The organism is Klebsiella sp. OBRC7 (assembly GCF_000293135.1).
In the GTDB taxonomy this organism is placed as follows: domain Bacteria; phylum Pseudomonadota; class Gammaproteobacteria; order Enterobacterales; family Enterobacteriaceae; genus Klebsiella; species Klebsiella michiganensis.
Genome location: NZ_ALNJ01000028.1, coordinates 27,096 through 45,267 on the forward strand (window position 1 = coordinate 27,096; position 18,172 = coordinate 45,267).

At 58.3% G+C, this 18,172-nt stretch carries 14 protein-coding genes and 1 tRNA gene; 8 read left to right on the plus strand and 7 right to left on the minus strand.

The window, feature by feature from the left end:
* Positions 1-389: 389 nt before the first annotated feature.
* Positions 390-474, minus strand: a tRNA-Leu gene (locus HMPREF1144_RS07375).
* A 234-nt stretch (positions 475-708) separates the two neighbouring features.
* Between HMPREF1144_RS07375 and ahr the strand changes: the two genes are divergently transcribed.
* From ahr to HMPREF1144_RS07405, 6 genes are all read left to right on the plus strand, one after another.
* Positions 709-1,728: an NADPH-dependent aldehyde reductase Ahr gene (ahr, locus tag HMPREF1144_RS07380; RefSeq protein ID WP_004108819.1), complete on the plus strand. Its 1,020-nt coding sequence runs from the start codon at positions 709-711 to the stop codon at positions 1,726-1,728.
* Positions 1,729-1,918: 190 nt separating this feature from the next.
* Complete coding sequence (locus HMPREF1144_RS07385) at positions 1,919-2,791, plus strand: carbohydrate ABC transporter permease (RefSeq protein WP_004098155.1); 873 nt, start codon at positions 1,919-1,921, stop codon at positions 2,789-2,791.
* Positions 2,781-3,668, plus strand: a complete 888-nt coding sequence (locus HMPREF1144_RS07390; protein WP_009652353.1) for a carbohydrate ABC transporter permease — start codon at positions 2,781-2,783, stop codon at positions 3,666-3,668. The genes HMPREF1144_RS07385 and HMPREF1144_RS07390 overlap by 11 nt, the downstream gene beginning before the upstream one ends.
* A gap of 10 nt (positions 3,669-3,678) precedes the next feature.
* A complete protein-coding gene (locus tag HMPREF1144_RS07395; protein WP_009652342.1) occupies positions 3,679-4,503 on the plus strand; it encodes a phosphodiesterase in 825 nt (274 codons plus the stop codon).
* Positions 4,504-4,508: 5 nt separating this feature from the next.
* On the plus strand, positions 4,509-5,579 hold the full coding sequence (locus HMPREF1144_RS07400; RefSeq protein WP_009652289.1) for an ABC transporter ATP-binding protein: 1,071 nt from the start codon (positions 4,509-4,511) through the stop codon (positions 5,577-5,579).
* A gap of 199 nt (positions 5,580-5,778) precedes the next feature.
* Positions 5,779-7,089, plus strand: coding sequence for an ABC transporter substrate-binding protein (locus HMPREF1144_RS07405; protein WP_009652373.1), 1,311 nt, complete (start codon positions 5,779-5,781; stop codon positions 7,087-7,089).
* Positions 7,090-7,225: 136 nt separating this feature from the next.
* Here HMPREF1144_RS07405 and iolE read toward each other — a convergent pair whose 3' ends face one another.
* The 4 genes from iolE to iolD are packed head-to-tail and all read right to left on the minus strand — an operon-like array spanning position 7,226 to position 12,077.
* Positions 7,226-8,125 carry a myo-inosose-2 dehydratase gene (iolE, locus tag HMPREF1144_RS07410; protein WP_009652324.1) on the minus strand — a complete coding sequence of 300 codons (900 nt, stop codon included), beginning with the start codon at positions 8,123-8,125 and terminating at the stop codon, positions 7,226-7,228.
* Positions 8,126-8,149: 24 nt separating this feature from the next.
* Entirely contained in the window at positions 8,150-9,034 is an 885-nt protein-coding gene (locus HMPREF1144_RS07415; RefSeq protein ID WP_004098146.1) for a sugar phosphate isomerase/epimerase family protein, read from the minus strand.
* Between the two features lie 41 nt (positions 9,035-9,075).
* A complete protein-coding gene (locus HMPREF1144_RS07420; protein ID WP_009652322.1) occupies positions 9,076-10,089 on the minus strand; it encodes a Gfo/Idh/MocA family protein in 1,014 nt (337 codons plus the stop codon).
* Between the two features lie 47 nt (positions 10,090-10,136).
* Positions 10,137-12,077: a 3D-(3,5/4)-trihydroxycyclohexane-1,2-dione acylhydrolase (decyclizing) gene (iolD, locus tag HMPREF1144_RS07425; protein ID WP_009652310.1), complete on the minus strand. Its 1,941-nt coding sequence runs from the start codon at positions 12,075-12,077 to the stop codon at positions 10,137-10,139.
* Between the two features lie 525 nt (positions 12,078-12,602).
* Between iolD and HMPREF1144_RS07430 the strand changes: the two genes are divergently transcribed.
* Both HMPREF1144_RS07430 and HMPREF1144_RS07435 read left to right on the plus strand, forming a co-directional pair.
* Positions 12,603-14,516: a bifunctional 5-dehydro-2-deoxygluconokinase/5-dehydro-2-deoxyphosphogluconate aldolase gene (locus tag HMPREF1144_RS07430; protein WP_009652304.1), complete on the plus strand. Its 1,914-nt coding sequence runs from the start codon at positions 12,603-12,605 to the stop codon at positions 14,514-14,516.
* 151 nt (positions 14,517-14,667) lie between these two features.
* A complete protein-coding gene (locus HMPREF1144_RS07435; RefSeq protein WP_004098142.1) occupies positions 14,668-15,525 on the plus strand; it encodes a MurR/RpiR family transcriptional regulator in 858 nt (285 codons plus the stop codon).
* A 196-nt stretch (positions 15,526-15,721) separates the two neighbouring features.
* Here the strand turns inward: HMPREF1144_RS07435 and iolB are convergent, their stop codons facing one another.
* Complete coding sequence (gene iolB / locus HMPREF1144_RS07440) at positions 15,722-16,531, minus strand: 5-deoxy-glucuronate isomerase (RefSeq protein WP_004098140.1); 810 nt, start codon at positions 16,529-16,531, stop codon at positions 15,722-15,724.
* An 18-nt stretch (positions 16,532-16,549) separates the two neighbouring features.
* Positions 16,550-18,055 (minus strand): CoA-acylating methylmalonate-semialdehyde dehydrogenase, encoded by a 1,506-nt coding sequence (locus tag HMPREF1144_RS07445; RefSeq protein ID WP_009652300.1) that lies wholly within the window; start codon positions 18,053-18,055, stop codon positions 16,550-16,552.
* Positions 18,056-18,172: the final 117 nt, after the last annotated feature.

Here is an 18,172-nt window from a genome sequence, read left to right on the forward strand (position 1 = left end):
TCTTTCCCGATCCGGTTAGTCTTCCCAACATTACGCCTGTTTATTCGCTGCAACGTCATCTCGACGTGTTGCATCATGGAGCGCCGCACGAAGCGCGAGCCACATCGACAAGGGTTATGGGAAAAGGATTAGAGACGCTGGCGGCGTCTTCCGGCTTCAAAGGAAAAGCGCAACGAATAGACCAGCGACATAAAATTAAGTCGTCAGTGCTGACCGTTCACGTTTGTACAGGGTTGAGCCTGGAAACTACCTGCCGCTGCGTGATAACATCCCAAAAGCCACTACCAAACACAGCGGCAATCGTTGGTGACATTATTCAAGCAAAAAACACAGGCAAGAAAGGCAGAGTTATTTAATTAACTCGTTGTTTCTAAGGGGTTTTTCTTGATTGGTGCCGAAGGCCGGACTCGAACCGGCACGTATTTCTACGGTTGATTTTGAATCAACTGCGTCTACCGATTTCGCCACTCCGGCACGGAAAGGATACGGAAAACGTTCTGGATTATACCTGTCGCACGCTGCCATGCAAGCAACGTTGCATTCACCTGCCACCAAGTGATGAATTTTTCATCGGCTCAGTGTGTTAGCCTCTTCAGGGTACATTTTGCCCTCCTCTATAACCCCCTATCCCCCCTCCTTCTGCCAGGCGTCCCCTCGCCCCATGCTCTACACTTCCTTCTTAACTACGCCAAACCCAAGGAAACTGTCATGAGCACTATTAAAAGTTACGCCGCCAAAGAAGCGGGCGCCGATCTGTCGCTGTGGGAGTACGATGCCGGCGACCTTAAGCCGGAAGATGTCGAAGTGCAGGTGGAGTACTGCGGGATCTGCCACTCCGACCTGTCGATGATCGACAACGAATGGGGCATGTCGAGCTATCCGCTGGTGGCCGGTCACGAGGTGATTGGCCGGGTGGCGGCGCTGGGCAGCGCGGCGCAGGATAAAGGGCTGAAGGTTGGCCAGAAGGTCGGCATTGGCTGGACAGCGCGCAGCTGCGGCCACTGCGACGCCTGTATCAGCGGCAATCACGTGAACTGTCTGGAAGGCTCGGTGCCCACCATCATCAACCGCGGCGGCTTCGCCGATAAGCTGCGCGCCGACTGGCAATGGGTGATCCCGCTGCCGGAAAACGTCGATCTTGAATCTGCCGGGCCGATGCTCTGCGGTGGCATCACCGTCTTCAAGCCGCTGCTGATGCATCACGTCACGGCGAACAGCCGAGTCGGCGTCATCGGCATTGGCGGCCTCGGCCATATCGCCATCAAGCTGCTGCACGCGATGGGCGCGGAAGTCACCGCCTTTAGCTCCAATCCGGCGAAAGAGCAGGAAGTGCTGGCAATGGGCGCCGATCGCGTGGTGAACAGCCGCGATCCCGAAGCCTTAAAGGCGCTGGCCGGCCAGTTCGACCTGATTATCAACACCGTCGCCGTCGACCTCGACTGGCAGCCGTACTTTGAAGCGCTGGCGTACGGCGGTAACTTCCACACCGTCGGCGCGGTGATGAAGCCGTTCCCGGTCCCCGCTTTTACCCTGATTGGCGGCGACCGCAGCATCTCCGGCTCGGCCACCGGCAACCCGTCCGAGCTGCGCAAACTGATGAAATTCGCCGGACGCAGCAAAGTCGCGCCGACCACCGAGCTGTTCCCGATGTCGCAGATCAACGAGGCGCTGAAGCACGTTCGCGAGGGCAAGGCCCGCTACCGCGTGGTGCTGAAAGCCGACTTCTGATCGTTCTTCGTCATGCTTCAGGCCGCAGCCGCGCGGCCTGAACGCCACTGACCGGAGTGATGCCGGGCGACCCGTCTGCCCGGCGCTTGTTTCCCTGGTCATTAAACCGTCATCTCCCCGCCATACGCTTGCAGTCAATCCTTCTCACAATCCGGGCTTCTACAAACGCCTGAATGAGACGTCCGCCACCATGAGAAAAACCTGGCTCCCCTGGCTGATACTGTCGCCTTCCCTGCTGTTTTTATTACTGTTTACCTGGTTTCCCCTCGGGCGATCGATTTATGACAGCCTGTTCGATACCCGCATGGTCAGCGACGGCGGCCAGTATGTCGGGCTGGAGAACTTCAGTCGTCTGTTCGCCGACAGCGTCTTCTGGCAGTCGCTGGGGAATAACCTGCTTTATATCCTGCTGACGGTGATACCGGGCGTGACCCTCGCCCTGCTTCTGGCGGTCGCCCTGACCGAGAATCACCGCGTCAACCGCTGGCTGCGCACCGCCTTCTTCTTCCCGATGATTATCCCGATGGTCAGCGCCGCCGCGCTGTGGCTGTTTATCTTTATGCCCGGTCTTGGCCTGCTCGACCACTATCTGGCGAAGCTGTTCGGCCCGATGAACAACAACTGGCTGGGGCGCAGCAATAGCGCGCTGCTGGCGCTGGCGCTGATTGGCGTGTGGAAGTTCGCCGGTTACTACATGCTGTTTTTCCTCGCCGGGCTGCAAAGCATTCCGGCCTCCACGCGCGAAGCGGCGATCGTGGAAGGCGCCACCCGCACGCAGGTGTTCTTTAAGGTGACGCTGCCGCTGCTGCGCCCGACCCTGAGCTTCGTGATAACCACGGCGCTGATCTACTCCATCACCCAGATCGACCACGTGGCGGTGATGACCCGCGGCGGGCCAGATAACGCCACGACCGTGCTGCTCTACTACATCCAGAACCTCGCCTGGGACACTCATGATTTAGGTAAAGCTTCCGCCGCCACCTTCCTGACGCTGGCCGGGCTGTTTGCCTTCTCGCTGATTAACCTCAAACTGCTGGAGAAAGGAGCGCACTATGAGCGCTGAAATCTCGCCGCTGGCGCTGCGATCGCACAGCGCATCGCGCCCGCTGTGGCTGCGCCTGCGCCGCTCGCAGCCCTTTACGCTCACGGTATTAATGTGCTGCCTGGCGCTGCTGTGGATGAGCCCGTTTTTATGGATGCTGGCGACCTCATTTAGCGCCACGACCTTCGGCGAGGATATGGCCTCCCTGCTGCCCCGTATGCCGCTGACGCTGGATAACTTCCGCGATGCCTGGGACAGCGCCAACTGGCTGAGCCTTTACGCCAACACCCTTATCTTCACCTTCGGCACCTTCTTCGTGCAGCTGTTGACCATCACCACCGCTGGCTACGTCTTCGCCTGCCACGAGTTCCGCGGCAAAAAGACGCTGTTCCTGATGTTCCTCGTCCAGCTGATGATCATGCCGGTGGTGATGATGGTGCCGAACATGCTGACCCTGAAAACCTTCGGCCTGCTCAATACCCTCACCGGGGTAATGATGCCCTACTTCACCTCGGCGTTCGGCGTGTTCCTGATGCGTCAGGCGTTTCTGGCCATACCCAAAGAGCTGGAAGAGGCGGCGCTGATGGAGGGCTGCCGCTGGTGGCAGGTGCTGTTCCGCGTGCTGCTGCCGATGTCCTGGCCGTCGGTGCTGGCCTTCGCCACCGTCAGCATTACCTACCACTGGAACGAGTATCTGTGGCCGCTGATGATGCTGAACGACCCGGACAAACAGGTGCTGACCGTGGGGCTGGTCTCGTTTGCCATGGGCGCTGAATCCGGCGGTCAGTGGGGCATCATCGGCGCCGGCACGCTGATGGTCTGCCTGCCGCTGATGCTGGCCTTCATCCTCTTCCAGAAACAGTTCCTGCGAAGCTTCGGCTTCTCCGGGATCAAATAAGGAGCTCTTCATGCTGTTAGCGCAAATTTCCGATACCCATTTCCGCAGCCGCGGCCAGAAGCTGTACGGCTTTATTGACGTCAATGCCGCCAATGCCGACGTCGTCTCCCAGCTGAATGCCCTGCAGGAGCGTCCGGACGCGGTGGTGGTGAGCGGCGATATCGTCAACTGCGGCCGCCCGGAAGAGTATGAGGTCGCCCGCCAGATCCTCGGCAGCCTGAACTATCCGCTGTATCTCATTCCCGGCAACCACGACGATAAAGCGCTGTTTCTGGAATACCTGCATCCGCTGTGCCCGCAGCTCGGCCGCGACGCGCAAAACGTGCACTACGCGGTAGACGATTTTGCCACTCGCCTGCTGTTTATCGACTCCAGCCGGGCGGGTACGTCGAAAGGCTGGCTGACCGAGGAAACCATCAGGTGGCTGGAAGCCCAGCTGTTTGATGGCGGCGATAAACCAGCGACGGTGTTTATGCATCATCCGCCGCTGCCGCTGGGCAACGCGCAGATGGACCCTATCGCCTGCGAAAACGGCCATCGTCTGCTGGCGCTGGTTGAGCGTTTCCCGTCGCTGACGCGCATTTTCTGCGGCCATAACCACAGCCTGACCATGACCCAGTATCGCCAGGCCATCATCTCCACCATCCCGGGAACCGTCCACCAGGTGCCCTACTTTCATGAAGATACCCGTCCGTATTACGACCTCTCTCCAGCGTCGTGCCTGATGCATCGCCAGGTCGACGAGCAGTGGGTGAGCTATCAACATCCTCTGACCCACTACGCCGGACCGTGGATGTACGACGAAAATATCAGCTGCCCAACGGAAGATCGCTAAACGCCATGCTTAGTCTGCAAAACATCAGTAAACAGTTTGACGGTAAACCGGCCCTCAGCGCCCTGTCGCTGGATATTCGCGAAGGGGAATTCGTGGTGCTGGTGGGCCCGTCCGGCTGCGGTAAAAGCACCCTGCTGCGCCTGCTCGCCGGGCTGGAGCCGGTCAGCGAGGGGGAGATCTGGCTGCACGATGAGAACATCACCGAAATGTCGCCCAGAGAGCGTAACTTCGCGATGATCTTCCAGAACTATGCGCTGTTTCCGCACCTGTCGGTGCGCGACAACATCACCTTCGGCATGAAGGTGCGCAAAGAGGAGAAGACCAGCTGGCAGCCGCGGGTGGATAAAGTCGCGCAGATGCTGCAGCTGGATACCCTGCTCGATCGCAAACCGGCGAAGCTCTCCGGCGGCCAGCGGCAGCGGGTGGCGATGGCGCGGGCGATAGTGCGCAATCCGCGCCTGTTCCTGATGGATGAGCCGCTCTCCAACCTCGACGCCCGCCTGCGGAGCGAAGTGCGCGACAGCATTATGGACCTCCACCAGCAGCTCAGAACCAGCACCGTCTACGTCACCCATGACCAGACGGAAGCGATGTCGATGGCCGACCGCATCGTGGTGATGAACGGCGGCCACGTACAGCAGGTCGGGCGACCGGAGTATCTGTACGCCAACCCGGCCAACCTGTTTGTCGCCGGATTTATCGGATCTCCGGCGATGAATCTGCTCTCACTGCCCTGCGCTGATGGTGAGGTATTACTGGGTGAGCTGCGCTATCCGCTGCCGCCGCGCTACCGTGAAAAATCCCGGGTGTGGTTAGGCATTCGCCCGGAACATATCAGCGACCGCGTGGAAGAGAACCATCTGCGCCTGCCCGCCACCGTGCTGCAACGAGAACTGATGGGAGCCGATTATCTGCTCCACGTCAGCACCCCCATCGGCACCTTACGCTTTAGCCGTCGCCATCGCGGCGCGGTGCCGGAGAAAGGCGATTCGCTGATCCTCGGCTTTTCACCTGCCGATGTGCATCTTTTTCATGCTGAGAAACAGCATAATTTAGCGCCGGTACATCAGGCGTAATTGTTGCAGTCAGTTTGGACACGGACAGCGCGGAAGAACCGGAGCGTACGTGTAGTACGTGAGGATGATTCGCTACGCTCCCCCTTCGGGCCACCCTGAAGGGTGTTCAAAACTCTACGAGTTTTGTCTGAGCACTGCCCAGGGCCAAACTGGCAAATAAAATAGCCTGTGGACAGGTGCTTACTGATGGAGACAAACTATGTTTAAACCTATCACCGCTCTCGCGGTTGGGCTCAGCCTTGCCCTGAGCGGCGCGGCGCTGGCGAAAGAGAGGATCGACTTCATGTTTCCGGCGCCGGTGGACGGCAAGCTGACCATGGAGATGACTCGCGTCATTAAGCAATTCAACGAGTCGCAGCAGGATGTCGAAGTGCGCGGGATCTTTACCGGCAACTACGACACCACCAAGATCAAAGCAGAATCAGCGCAGAAAGCCGGGCAGCCGCCCGCGCTGGTGATTATGTCCGCCAACTTCACCACCGATCTGGCGCTGAAGGATGAGATCCTGCCGATGGACGAGCTGTTCCAGTATGGCGATCAAAAAGCGGGGGATTTCCTGGTGAAGGCGTTCTGGCCCGCAATGCATAAAAACGCCCAGGTGATGGGTACCACCTATGCGATCCCGTTCCATAACTCGACGCCGATCCTCTACTACAACAAAACGATGTTCGATCGGGCCGGGATCAAACAGCCGCCGCAAACATGGGCCGAGCTGCTGGCGGACGCCAGAAAGCTGACCGACGAAAGCAAAGGCCAGTGGGGGATCATGCTGCCGTCGACCAACGATGATTACGGCGGCTGGATCTTCTCGGCGCTGGTGCGCGCCAACGGCGGGAAATACTTTAACGAGGACTATCCCGGCGAAGTCTATTACAACACGCCAACCACCATCGGCGCCCTGCGCTTCTGGCAGAACCTGGTCTATAAAGACAAAGTCATGCCTTCCGGCGTGCTGAATTCGAAACAGATCGGCGCCAGCTTCTTCTCCGGCAAAGTTGGAATGGCGATGCTGAGCACCGGCGCGCTGGGCTTTATGCGCGAGAACAGCAAAGATTTTGAGCTGGGCGTGGCGATGCTGCCGGCCAAAGAGCAGCGGGCGGTACCGATCGGCGGCGCCAGCCTGGTAAGCTTCAAGGGCATCAACGACGCGCAGAAAAAAGCGGCGTACCAGTTCCTGACATATCTGGTGAGCCCGCAGGTCAACGGCGCCTGGAGCCGCTTTACTGGCTACTTCTCCCCGCGTAAGGCCGCCTACGATACGCCGGAAATGAAAGCATATCTGCAGCAGGATCCGCGCGCGGCTATCGCCCTCGAACAGCTGAAGTATGCCCATCCGTGGTACTCCACCTGGGAGACCGTTGCCGTGCGTAAAGCGATGGAAAACCAGCTGGCCGCAGTGGTCAACGATGCCAACGTTACCCCGGAAGCCGCGGTGCAGGCGGCGCAGAAGGAAGCCGATGCGCTGATGAAACCCTACGTCGATAAGACCGCGCTGGCGGAAGTGAAGTAAAACTTTTCCCTCTCCCTGCTCCTCTCCCAAAAGGAGAGGGAAACGCGTACAGCGTCGCTTATTCGCCACCAGGCAATGTCACGACAGAGGAAAAAAAGCAGGCCATACGACGTATGGCCTGAAAATAAAACAACGATTAGATTCCTGCCGTATCGCGGATATATTTGCGCGCTTTTACGGCGTATTCGAATGGGTTGGCCAGCGCCGGATCCTGCTCGGCCTCAACCACCATCCAGCCTTTATAGCCATGTTCGTCCAGCAGTTTAAACACCGGACGGAAATCAATGACGCCGTCGCCCGGCACGGTGAAGGTCCCCTTCTTCACGCCGTCAAGGAAGGAGAGCCCTTCGCGACGCACCTGCTCGATCACCGGCGGACGCACGTCTTTCAGGTGCACGTGGTTAATACGCGGCAGATATTTTTTCAGAATCGCCAGCATCGGCTCTTCGCCGCCTTCGGAATACCAGGCGTGCCCGGTGTCGTAGAGCAGGAAGACCTTGTCATCCACCAGCGACATAAACTTGTCGATCTCTGCCGTCGTCTGGATACCTGTGCCCATATGGTGGTGCAGACAGACCTGCATGCCCTTTTCCGCCGCCAGACGACCGAGGGTGTTATAGCCTTCCGCCACCCGCTGCCACTCTTCTTCGCTAAAGCACGGTTTCGCATTCTCCAGGATAGGCTTTTCCAGCCCCTGGATGCTGCCGCTCTGCTCAGAGCAGCCGATCACTTTCGCGCCCATAGCATGCAGGAAATTCATGTGGTTAACGAATTCATCAATGGTCTTTTCCCGCTGGCCGTTAGCAAAAAAGGTGCTGAACCAGGCGTTGCAAATCTGAATGCCGCGGATATCCAGCATCGGCTTGAGAACCGCCGGATCGCGTGGATATTTGCTGCCGACTTCGCTGCCGGTAAAGCCCGCCAGCGCCATTTCGCTGACGATTTGCTGGAAAGTATTTTCGCTGCCCAACTCCGGCATATCGTCGTTAGTCCAGCCAATCGGGGCGATGGCCAGTTTTACGTTATCTTTGTTCATAGTAGGGGCTCCTGCCGCTGCGCCTTACCGGCGCAGCAATTCACGTTCGATGAGTTCACGGGTTTCCACTGCCTGGTATTTCATTTTTTCCGGGTAGCCGAACAGCGAGGTGGCCACAATCGGCTCACCGCCGACTTTGAAGGTCTGCTCGGCAAATTTCATATCGCGCAGAGTGCGGAACAGCGCGTCGAAATCCACATCCCCTTCCCCGACGCCCACATGCTGGTGAACGACGGCATCTACGCCCGGCGGGTTAACGATATAGCGGCAATGTTTTGTATGGTTGCGGGTATCCGCGATCAGCACGTGGGAGAGATCGCTTCCCGCGTAGCGCAGCATTTTTTCAACGTCGCCCACGCCTTTGTCATAGAAGAAGGTGTGCGGGACGCTATAAACGTACTTAACGTTATCGCTGCGGAACGACTTCACGATATCGACGGTTTCGTTGTTCTCTTCGCAGAAGTCCCACGGATGCGCCTGAATTTCAACGCGGATGCCTTCGCGCTCAAAAATCGGCAGCAGCTCTTCCATGGAGCGATAGAACATCTCATCGCAAATCTCCGGCTGGTTAGGATCGCCGGAGAACTCGGTGTTGATCACCTGTACACCCATTTCAACCGCGATTTCGATCAGCCGTTTCCAGTTTTTCACTGCTGCCTGACGGCGCAGCTCATCCGGACCGGACCAGCGGTAGACGCAGATAAATGAGGAGAGCTCTACGCCGGTATCGCGCAGCGCCTGCTTGTACTCAGCCATAATTTCCCGGCTGGCGCGCGGGTGCTTGTAGAACGGGTTGATCTGCGGGTGCGGCGATTGCTCAATGTACTTGTAGCCCCACTCCGCCACCTGATGGACCATCCGGGTTACCCCGAGGTCTTTAATGACATCAACATCAAAAGCAATTTTCATCGTCGTTACCTGTGCAAAGAAGTTCCGTCAGCAAAGCGGGATTAGCGTTTGTAGAATGCCGGGCATTCAGGCAGCGTCACCTCAACCGGCTCGCTGGTTTCCTGGGCTTTGATACAGGCGTCGGCAGCGACGGACGCCGCGTAGCCATCCCACGCCGATGGGCCGTGTAGCTGGCCGGCCTGAACATCATTGATAAAGGCCTGCAGCTCAACGTCATACGCTTTGATAAAGCGATCCTTCCAGTCGGTCAGAATAGCGGTCGACAGGTTAGCGGCTTTGCGCATCTGCACGGCCGACGGCTCAGGCAGGCGGGCAATTCCGGTTTCCCCTACTACTTCACACTGGATGTCGTAGCCGTACTGGCAGTTCACGAAGACTTCCACGTCGATCAGCGTGCCTTTTTTGGTTTCAAACGACACGATCTGCGGGTCTTTCAGGCGCGCGTGGGTGTGGGACGTGGAGCGCGGGAAGCGCACCTGCACGGAAACATAGTCGTCATTCAGCAGCCAGCGCAGCACATCCAGTTCGTGAATAAGGGTGTTGGTGATCGCCATGTTGGTGATGTAATCCTCGCCCACCGACTGGTTGCGGTGCGCGCAGCGCAGCATCAGCGTCGCGCCGATGTCGCCGTCATCGATCACTTTTTTCAGCGCCAGATAGCCTTCGTCGTAAGGGCGCATAAATCCAACCTGCACCAGGCGGCGACCGGCTTTCATTTCCGCATCAACGATGCGGCGGCAGCCTTCCGCGCTCATCGCCAGCGGCTTCTCGCAGAACACCGGCTTCCCGGCGGCGATAGCGGCCAGCGTGTACTCTTCGTGGGTGGGGTCCCATGAGGTGACCAGAATGGCATCGACATCGCTGGCTTTAATCACGTCATGACCGTCGGCATACACTTCGGCATGCACGCCCGGCAGCGCTACCGCGGCGCGGGCGTTCTCTTCGTTGATATCCGAAACCGCAACGACCGTGGCTCCCTGCAGTACCTGAGTGCAACGACGGATATGCTCTTTACCGATAGCGCCGGCACCGATGACACCTAATTTGAGTGACATAGTTGGTTTTCTCCCGAGATTTGTAGGGTTCAGGGTTTATGTTCTGTTTAGTAATCCCGCGCCTGAGCGCGTTTTTCATTGATCATTTGCGCCACCTTGCGGATCCGCTCGGAGAGCGCAGACTGCGCGACGCCGACGTTCCACCAGCTGCCGTATTTGTGCACCATGGTTTTCGGCAGCACTTTAATGTCTATCAGGGTACTGACGGTTTCGCGGCGCGCGGCGTCCAGCGCGTGGCGCAGTTCTTCTAGCGTCGTGACGCGCCAGGTTTTGCAGCCGTAGCCGGCAGCGACGGTGGCGAAATCTACCGGCACCAGGCCGCCCTGCAGCTGGCCCGATTCGGCGCAGCGGAAGCGGAACTCGGTGCCGAAGCTGTCCATACCGTGCTCCATCTGCAGGTTGTTAATGCAGCCGTTGGCCATGTTGTCGAGCAGCACGATGTTGATCTTCGCGCGCTCCTGCAGGGAGGTCACCAGCTCGGAGTGCAGCATCATGAACGAGCCGTCGCCGACCAGCGAATAGACCTCGCTTTGCGGTTGGGCTAACTTCACGCCCAGCGCGGCGCTGACTTCATACCCCATGCAGGAGTAGCCGTATTCCACGTGATAGGTGTTGGTGGCCCGGTTGCGCCAGACGCGCTGCAGGTCTCCCGGCAGGCTACCCGCCGCCGCCACAATTACCGCATCCGCCGGCAGCGTTTCGTTGAGTACGCCGAGAACGCTGCTTTGCGTCAGGGTGGAGTCGGTTATCTGGCGAAATTCGCGATACACCGATTCCCGATCCAGGTGGTCGTCTATTTCCGGGACGAAAGCGGTTTCCTGCCACACCGCCTGGTAAACGCGCTGGGTCTCTTTCAGCTGGCGGCTCTGCACGCTTTCAATCTGCTCTCCCCAGCCAGCCTGCCAGGATTCGCCGGACAGGGCACCGTCCAGAGCAGTGAGGGCTTCGCGAGCATCCGCCAGCATCGGGATGCCATCCAGCTTCCAGGCGTCGAAGTTGCTGACGTTGATATTGAGGAAGCGCACGCCCGGGTGCTGGAAAATCCATTTTGATGAGGTGGTGAAATCGCTGAAACGCGTGCCAAGACCGATGACTAAGTCCGCCTCTTTCGCCAGCAGGTTCGCCGCCAGGCAGCCGGTTTCGCCGACGCCGCCTACGTTATAAGGATGCGAAGAGACAACGCTGCCTTTACCCGCCTGGGTTTCGGCAAACGGCACGCCGTAGCGCTCGGCAAAACGGGTCAACGCCTCGCCTGCGCCGGAGTATTTCACCCCGCCGCCGCAAACGATCAGCGGCTTACGGCTGGCTTTAATCGCCGCCACGGCATCCGCCAGCTGCGCGGCGCTGGCCGGACGGCGATCAAGGCGGTGTACCCGGCGGGTAAAGAAGGATTCCGGATAATCCCAGGCTTCACCCTGAACATCCTGCGGCAGACAGAGCGTGACCGCACCGGTTTCCGCCGGGTCGGTCAACACGCGCATGGCGTTGATGCAGGCGCTCATCAGCTGTTCCGGACGGGTGATGCGATCCCAGTATTTACTCACCGCGCGAAACGCGTCGTTAGTGGTAATGCTGAGATCGTGGCTCTGTTCGATTTGCTGCAGCACCGGATCAGGCTGGCGGGTCGCAAACACATCGCCCGGCAGCAGCAGCAGCGGGATGCGGTTGGCGGTCGCGGTGGCGGCGGCGGTAATCATATTCGCCGCGCCGGGGCCAATGGAGGAGGTGCAGGCAATAATCTGACGACGCAAAGACTGTCTGGCAAAACCGGTGGCGACATGCGCCATCCCTTGCTCGTTACGCCCCTGATAGACCCGCATTTCACCGCTATCTTGTTCAAGGGCCTGGCCCATTCCCAGCACGTTGCCGTGGCCAAAGATAGCAAAGATGCCTTTGACGAACTTATGCTCTTCGCCATCGACTTCCAGGTACTGGTTATCCAGGAACTTCACCAGCGCCTGCGCCATTGTCAGTCTCAGTTTGCCCATATTGCCCAATCCTTATTGTCAGTATTTGCGTGTGGGTTAGCGTTTTGCCCTGCGCAGCGATACAAGCGATGAGTCAGGGAAACCGTTAACGCCACTGGAATACTTCTGGATTATAGGCAAACATTTTTTTCATTAAATAGAAATACAGAAGAAATATTTCATTTTGCGAGAGGGATCAAACTCTCTATGCATTTCACCCGTTTCATTCGCATCCTGTATACGGGATAACGCGCAAATTACGCGGCCCACCTCTTAATATCCCCTTAAAAATCATAGGTAAAGACCACATCCAAACGGGCTCCAGTTCAACTTTCAGCCGCAGCCCAGGATCCGAGGCAGAATGAGGCTCAGCGCGGCATAGTGGTATATCCCTCACATTTTTGGTTTTTTAATTTCGATCTAGTTTGCAAATGAAATATTTATTTCTCAAACTAAGGGTAACCAATAACCCTCAGGCTGTTTTCGGAGACGCTGTCGGCATTCCGACTCTTCCGTACAGCAGAAATGCAAAAGGAAACCCTAGCTATGAATGCAGCAGTAAAGCGACTCGACGTCATCTGTATTGGCCGGGTGGCAGTCGATCTCTATGCCCAGCAGATTGGCGCGAGGCTGGAAGATGTCGCCAGTTTTTCTAAATACCTGGGTGGCTCTTCCGGCAACGTCGCCTTCGGCACCGCCATTCAGGGATTAAAATCGGCAATGCTCGCTCGCGTGGGCGATGAGCATAATGGCCGTTTTCTACGCGAAACTCTGAGCCGCGCCGGCGTCGATACCGAATATCTGATCACCGATAAGCAGCGCCTGACGGCGTTAGTGATGCTGGGGATTAAAGATCAGGAGACGTTTCCGCTGATTTTTTATCGCGATAACTGCGCCGATATGGCCCTTTCGCCAGAAGATATTAAGGAAGAGTACATCGCCTCTTCTCGGGCGCTGGCGGTAACCGGCACCCACCTTTCGCACGCCAACACGCGCGAAGCGGTGCTGAAGGCGCTGGAGTACGCCCGCCGTCACGGCCTGCGTACCGCGCTGGATATCGACTATCGTCCGGTGCTTTGGGGGTTAACGTCTTTAGGCGACGGTGAAACGCGTTTCATTGAATCCGGCCAGGTAACCAGCCAGCTGCAGGAAGTCCTGCATCTGTTCGATTTGGTGGTGGGGACTGAAGAGGAGTTTCATATTGCCGGCGGCAGCACCGATACCCTGACCGCGCTGAAAAACGTGCGTAACGCCACAAAAGCGACGCTGGTTTGCAAGCGCGGTCCGATGGGCTGCGTGGTGCTGGAAGGCACCATTCCCGACAGCTGGGATAGCGTGCCGCTACAGCAGGGCGTACGCGTTGACGTGCTTAACGTCCTGGGCGCGGGCGATGCCTTTATGTCCGGCCTGTTGCGCGGCTGGCTTAACGATGAAGGCTGGGAGCAGGCCTGCCGCTACGCTAACGCCTGCGGCGCGCTGGTGGTTTCACGCCACGGCTGCGCGCCCGCAATGCCGACTAAAGCCGAGCTTGACGACTATCTGTCGCGAGCAGAATCGGTCCCGCGTCCGGATATCGACGCTCGCCTCAACCATCTCCATCGCGTCACCAGCCGCCGCCAGGCGTGGCCGGAGCTGTGCATTTTCGCCTTTGACCACCGTAAGCAGCTGGCAGACCTGGCACTGGAAACCGGGCGTGATGAATCCTGTATTCCGCAGCTGAAGCTGCTGCTGCTGGCTGCCGCGGAAGCCGCCGCAGACGAAGCCGGTCTTGACGGTCACAGCGGCATCCTCGCCGATGGCACCTACGGCCAGCGCTCGCTCAATGCCATCACCGGCAAGGGTTGGTGGATTGGTCGGCCGATTGAAATGCCGAGCTCGCGCCCGCTGCGCCTGGAACATGGCAACATCGGTTCCCAGCTGATCGACTGGCCGCTGGAGCACGTGGTGAAATGCCTGGTCTTCTATCATCCGGCCGATCCCGCCGAGCTGCGCGCCGAACAGGATGCGCTGCTGCTGGAAGTCTGGCAGGCGTGCAATAAGTCCGGGCATGAACTGCTGCTGGAAATCATCCTGCCGGAAAACGGTCCGGATAAAGATGAACGTCACTACCACGACATGCTGGAGCACTTCTATCAGCTGGGCATCCAGCCGGACTGGTGGAAGCTGCCGCCGCTGTCGAGCGCGGAATGGGAGAGGATCGGCAAACTGATCGCGCGCGAAGATAGCTGGTGCCGCGGGATCTTAATCCTCGGCCTGGACGCCCCTTCGGACCGTCTGCGCGCCGGTTTTGCTGAAGCGGCGAAGCATCCGATGATCAAAGGTTTTGCCGTCGGGCGCACCATTTTTGGCCAGCCTTCACGGCGCTGGATGCAGGGAGAGCTCAGCGACGAGGCGCTGATTAACGAAGTGAAACGCAACTACCTCACGCTCATCGGCTACTGGCGAGAAGCACGCGGCTGATTCCGCCCAGGCCCGCATCCTCTTCAGAAGATGCGGGCTTTTTTCTGGATCTTCGTGAAATGAATCGCGTATTTCATCGTAGTAAATGAAAAATTCGCTTCATTTGATACACTGGAAATTATATTCCTTTCATTTTCTCAGAGCGCAATCTATGGCCAATAATCCGACCCAACTTACCATCTTGCAGGATGAAATCAGGCGTCGCTACGACACGTTAAGCAAACGCCTGAAACAGGTAGCCCGCTATATTCTCGATAACAGCAATAGCGTAGCTTTCGACACCGTGGCCTCTATCGCGCAACAAGCTGACGTCCCCCCTTCCACGCTGATCCGCTTCGCTAACGCCTTTGGTTTTAGCGGCTTCAACGAAATGAAGCAGATGTTCAAGCAGCACCTGATGGAAGAGACGGCCAACTATACCGAGCGCGCGCGTCTGTTCCGCCAGACCACCACGGATGACGCAACCCCGCCGGAAACGCCGACCGAAATCCTGAATATGTTCACCATGGTCAATACCCAGGCGCTGCAGCAGCTGGCGATGCAGACCTCCGGCGACGATCTGCAGCGCGCGGTCGCGCTGCTGGCAGAAGCGGAGAATATCTACGTTATTGGCCTGCGCCGCTCCTTTAGCGTCGCCTCCTATCTGACCTACGCCCTGCGCCATCTGGACCGTAAAGCGTTCCTGATTGACGGTCTGGGCGGCATGTTTACCGAGCAGCTCAGCCTGGTCGGGCCGAAAGATGTCGTGGTGGCGGTGAGCTTCTCTCCGTATGCGCGGGAAGTGGTTGAACTGGTGGAACTCGGCGCGCAGCGTAAAGCACGACAGATAGCGATTACCGACAGCCAGGTCAGCCCGCTGGCGGCCTTCAGCGACGTCTGCTTTGTGGTGCGCGAGGCGCAGGTTGATGGTTTCCGCTCGCAGGTGGCCTCGCTGTGCCTGGCCCAGACTCTGGCGGTCTCGCTGGCGCTGAACAGCAGCAAGGATGCAGAAACGAAGCAGCTGGCTTAAGCTTTTTATTATTCCCGGATGGCGACGTAAACGTCTTATCCGGGCTACTTGTCCGCAGACGACGGTAAACCCGTAGCCCGGCTGAGCGCAGCGCGAGCCGGGGATGTGGCAGAATTGCGAAGAAGATCTTATTCGGGTTACAGAATCAAAAAGGCCGGCTAGCAACGCTAACCGGCCTTTTTATCCTCAACCGATGTTAATCGTGGCGAGGATAATCAGGGCTATTGATCCACGCGTGATCCTCTTCCCAGGTAAACATCCATTTGCGATCCGGGCCGGCCATCACGTTCAGATAGTAGCTGTCATATCCGGCAATCGCCGCCACCGGATGGTAGCCGCGCGGCACCATGACTACATCGTGGTTGTAGGGAGCCATGCAGGCATCGAGGCTGCGGTCATCGGTGTAGACGCGCTGGAAGGCAAAACCCTGCGGCGGATCGAAACGGTGATAGTAGGTCTCTTCCAGCTGGGTTTCCTGGCCCGGCAGCGCCGTATCGTGCTTATGCGACGGCCATGAGCTGGTCGCCCCTTCCTCGGTGTAAACCTCCACCACCAGCAGGCAGTCCGCCTGCACGTTGTCCGGAAGAATATTGTGCACCAGGCGCTGGTTGCGCCCCTTACCGCGATGCTCTACGCCCACGTCCTGCGGGGAGATGACCCGTGCAGGGAAGGTTCCTTTACCCGGCGCGCTGCATACGGCCAGCTCGAGGTCTGAATCCGCCGTCACTTCGACTTTATCCTGCGGCGGCACGTAGACTGACCAGGGCGGCGTACGCTCAAATGGCGACATACGCTGGCCAAGTTTGGGGAAATCCGCCCGCGTGGTTTTTACCGAAGCCAGCCCGGCGACCAGCACCAGGCACAGTTCGCGATCGCCGCTTTCCAGGGTGACGGTTTGCCCTTTCTTTAACATCCAGACGTCAAAACCAATGTACTTCCACCCCGCGCTCTGCGGGGTGATGTGCTGAATCTGCCCTTCTTTTTTTGCTTTAGCCAGTAAAGACATGGCGCTCTCCTTCGCCGATTAGCCTAACGTCGGCATACTGAATTCAGATACGGTTTGCTGACCCTGCGGCCAGCGGACGGTGGCGGTTTTCATACGCGTATAGAAGCGCACACCGTCCGGGCCATGGACGTTCAGTGCGCCGAATACGGAGCGTTTCCAGCCGCCAAAGCTATGGAAGGCCATGGGAACGGGTACCGGTACGTTGACCCCAACCATTCCGGCCTGGACATCATGGACAAATTCACGCGCGGTGTGGCCGTTGCTGGTAAAGACGGCGCTACCGTTGCCGAACTCATGGCTGTTCACCAGCTCCAGCGCGCTGTGGTAATCCGCCACGCGGACAATACCCAGCACCGGGCCAAAAATCTCTTCGCGCCAGATAGTCATCTCCGGCGTAACGTTGTCGAACAGCGTTCCGCCGACGTAGTATCCCTCTTCAAACCCGAGCACCTGCGGCTTGCGTCCGTCAACCACCAGCGTCGCACCCTCGCTGACCCCTTTATCAATATATCCCAGCACTTTTTTCTGATGGGCATCGGAGACGACCGGCCCCATTTCGTTCTCTTCTTTTCCGCGCATACAGCCAGGCCCCACCTTCAGGGATTCCACCAGCGGCTTCAGGCGCGCAATCAGTTTATCCGCCGTTTCATCACCCACGGCGACCACCACCGGCAGCGCCATGCAGCGCTCGCCCGCCGAGCCGAACGCGCCGCCCATAATGGCATTCACGGTGGCATCCAGATCGGCATCCGGCATCACAATCGCGTGGTTTTTCGCCGCGCCAAACGCCTGTACCCGCTTGCCATAAGCGCTGGCGGTTTTATAAATATGCTCCGCCACGCCGGAAGATCCGACAAAGCTTACCGCCGCGATCCGCGGGTCCCGGTATAGCTGCTCGGCATCTTCGTTGCTGCAGTGCACGACGTTAAAGACGCCATCCGGCAGACCCGCTTGTTTCAGCAATTCCGCCAGACGCACCGCGGCAGTAGGCGCCAGCGCTGGCGGCTTCAGGACAAAGCTGTTGCCGCAGGCCAGCGCCAGCGGGAACATCCACATCGGTACCATCGCCGGGAAGTTGAACGGCGTAATGCCCGCCACCACGCCCAGCGGCTGCATCAGAGAATAGCTATCAACGCCGGTTCCGACATCCGATGAGAACTCCCCTTTGATCAGGTGCGGAATACCGCAGGCAAACTCAACGACTTCCATGCCGCGCGTCAGCTCCCCCATCGCGTCGGAAAACACTTTACCGTGTTCGCTGACGATAATCCCCGCCAGCTCTTCAGCGTGCTGTTCCAGTAACATTTTAAAATTGAACATCACGCGGGCGCGGCGCAGCGGCGTGGTGCGCGACCAGCTTTCAAAAGCATCACGCGCCACCTGAATGGCGTCAGAGACTTCCTGCGCGGTCGATAACGTGACTTCGCGGACCACTTTGCCCGTCGCGGGGTCGAATACCGGCATTGTGTTGCTGCTGCCGCTGGTAACGGTTTTCCCGCCAATAAAGTTTCCTGTGATAGTCATGCTCTCGCCTCATCTGTATGGGGTATCGGGGGCCAACGCAGTACGGCCCATTACTGGATCTGCTGTGCTGTAACCGTAGTAAAATGAAATTAATATTTCAATATTGATGGCTAGTGA

Bases quoted from the DNA above. Each gene is read 5' to 3' on its own strand.
- ahr (WP_004108819.1), top strand. From the start codon at position 709: ATGAGCACTATTAAAAGTTACGCCGCCAAAGAAGCGGGCGCCGATCTG.
- HMPREF1144_RS07385 (WP_004098155.1), top strand. From the start codon at position 1,919: ATGAGAAAAACCTGGCTCCCCTGGCTGATACTGTCGCCTTCCCTGCTG.
- HMPREF1144_RS07390 (WP_009652353.1), top strand. From the start codon at position 2,781: ATGAGCGCTGAAATCTCGCCGCTGGCGCTGCGATCGCACAGCGCATCG.
- HMPREF1144_RS07395 (WP_009652342.1), top strand. From the start codon at position 3,679: ATGCTGTTAGCGCAAATTTCCGATACCCATTTCCGCAGCCGCGGCCAG.
- HMPREF1144_RS07400 (WP_009652289.1), top strand. From the start codon at position 4,509: ATGCTTAGTCTGCAAAACATCAGTAAACAGTTTGACGGTAAACCGGCC.
- HMPREF1144_RS07405 (WP_009652373.1), top strand. From the start codon at position 5,779: ATGTTTAAACCTATCACCGCTCTCGCGGTTGGGCTCAGCCTTGCCCTG.
- iolE (WP_009652324.1), bottom strand. From the start codon at position 8,125: ATGAACAAAGATAACGTAAAACTGGCCATCGCCCCGATTGGCTGGACT.
- HMPREF1144_RS07415 (WP_004098146.1), bottom strand. From the start codon at position 9,034: ATGAAAATTGCTTTTGATGTTGATGTCATTAAAGACCTCGGGGTAACC.
- HMPREF1144_RS07420 (WP_009652322.1), bottom strand. From the start codon at position 10,089: ATGTCACTCAAATTAGGTGTCATCGGTGCCGGCGCTATCGGTAAAGAG.
- iolD (WP_009652310.1), bottom strand. From the start codon at position 12,077: ATGGGCAAACTGAGACTGACAATGGCGCAGGCGCTGGTGAAGTTCCTG.
- HMPREF1144_RS07430 (WP_009652304.1), top strand. From the start codon at position 12,603: ATGAATGCAGCAGTAAAGCGACTCGACGTCATCTGTATTGGCCGGGTG.
- HMPREF1144_RS07435 (WP_004098142.1), top strand. From the start codon at position 14,668: ATGGCCAATAATCCGACCCAACTTACCATCTTGCAGGATGAAATCAGG.
- iolB (WP_004098140.1), bottom strand. From the start codon at position 16,531: ATGTCTTTACTGGCTAAAGCAAAAAAAGAAGGGCAGATTCAGCACATC.
- HMPREF1144_RS07445 (WP_009652300.1), bottom strand. From the start codon at position 18,055: ATGACTATCACAGGAAACTTTATTGGCGGGAAAACCGTTACCAGCGGC.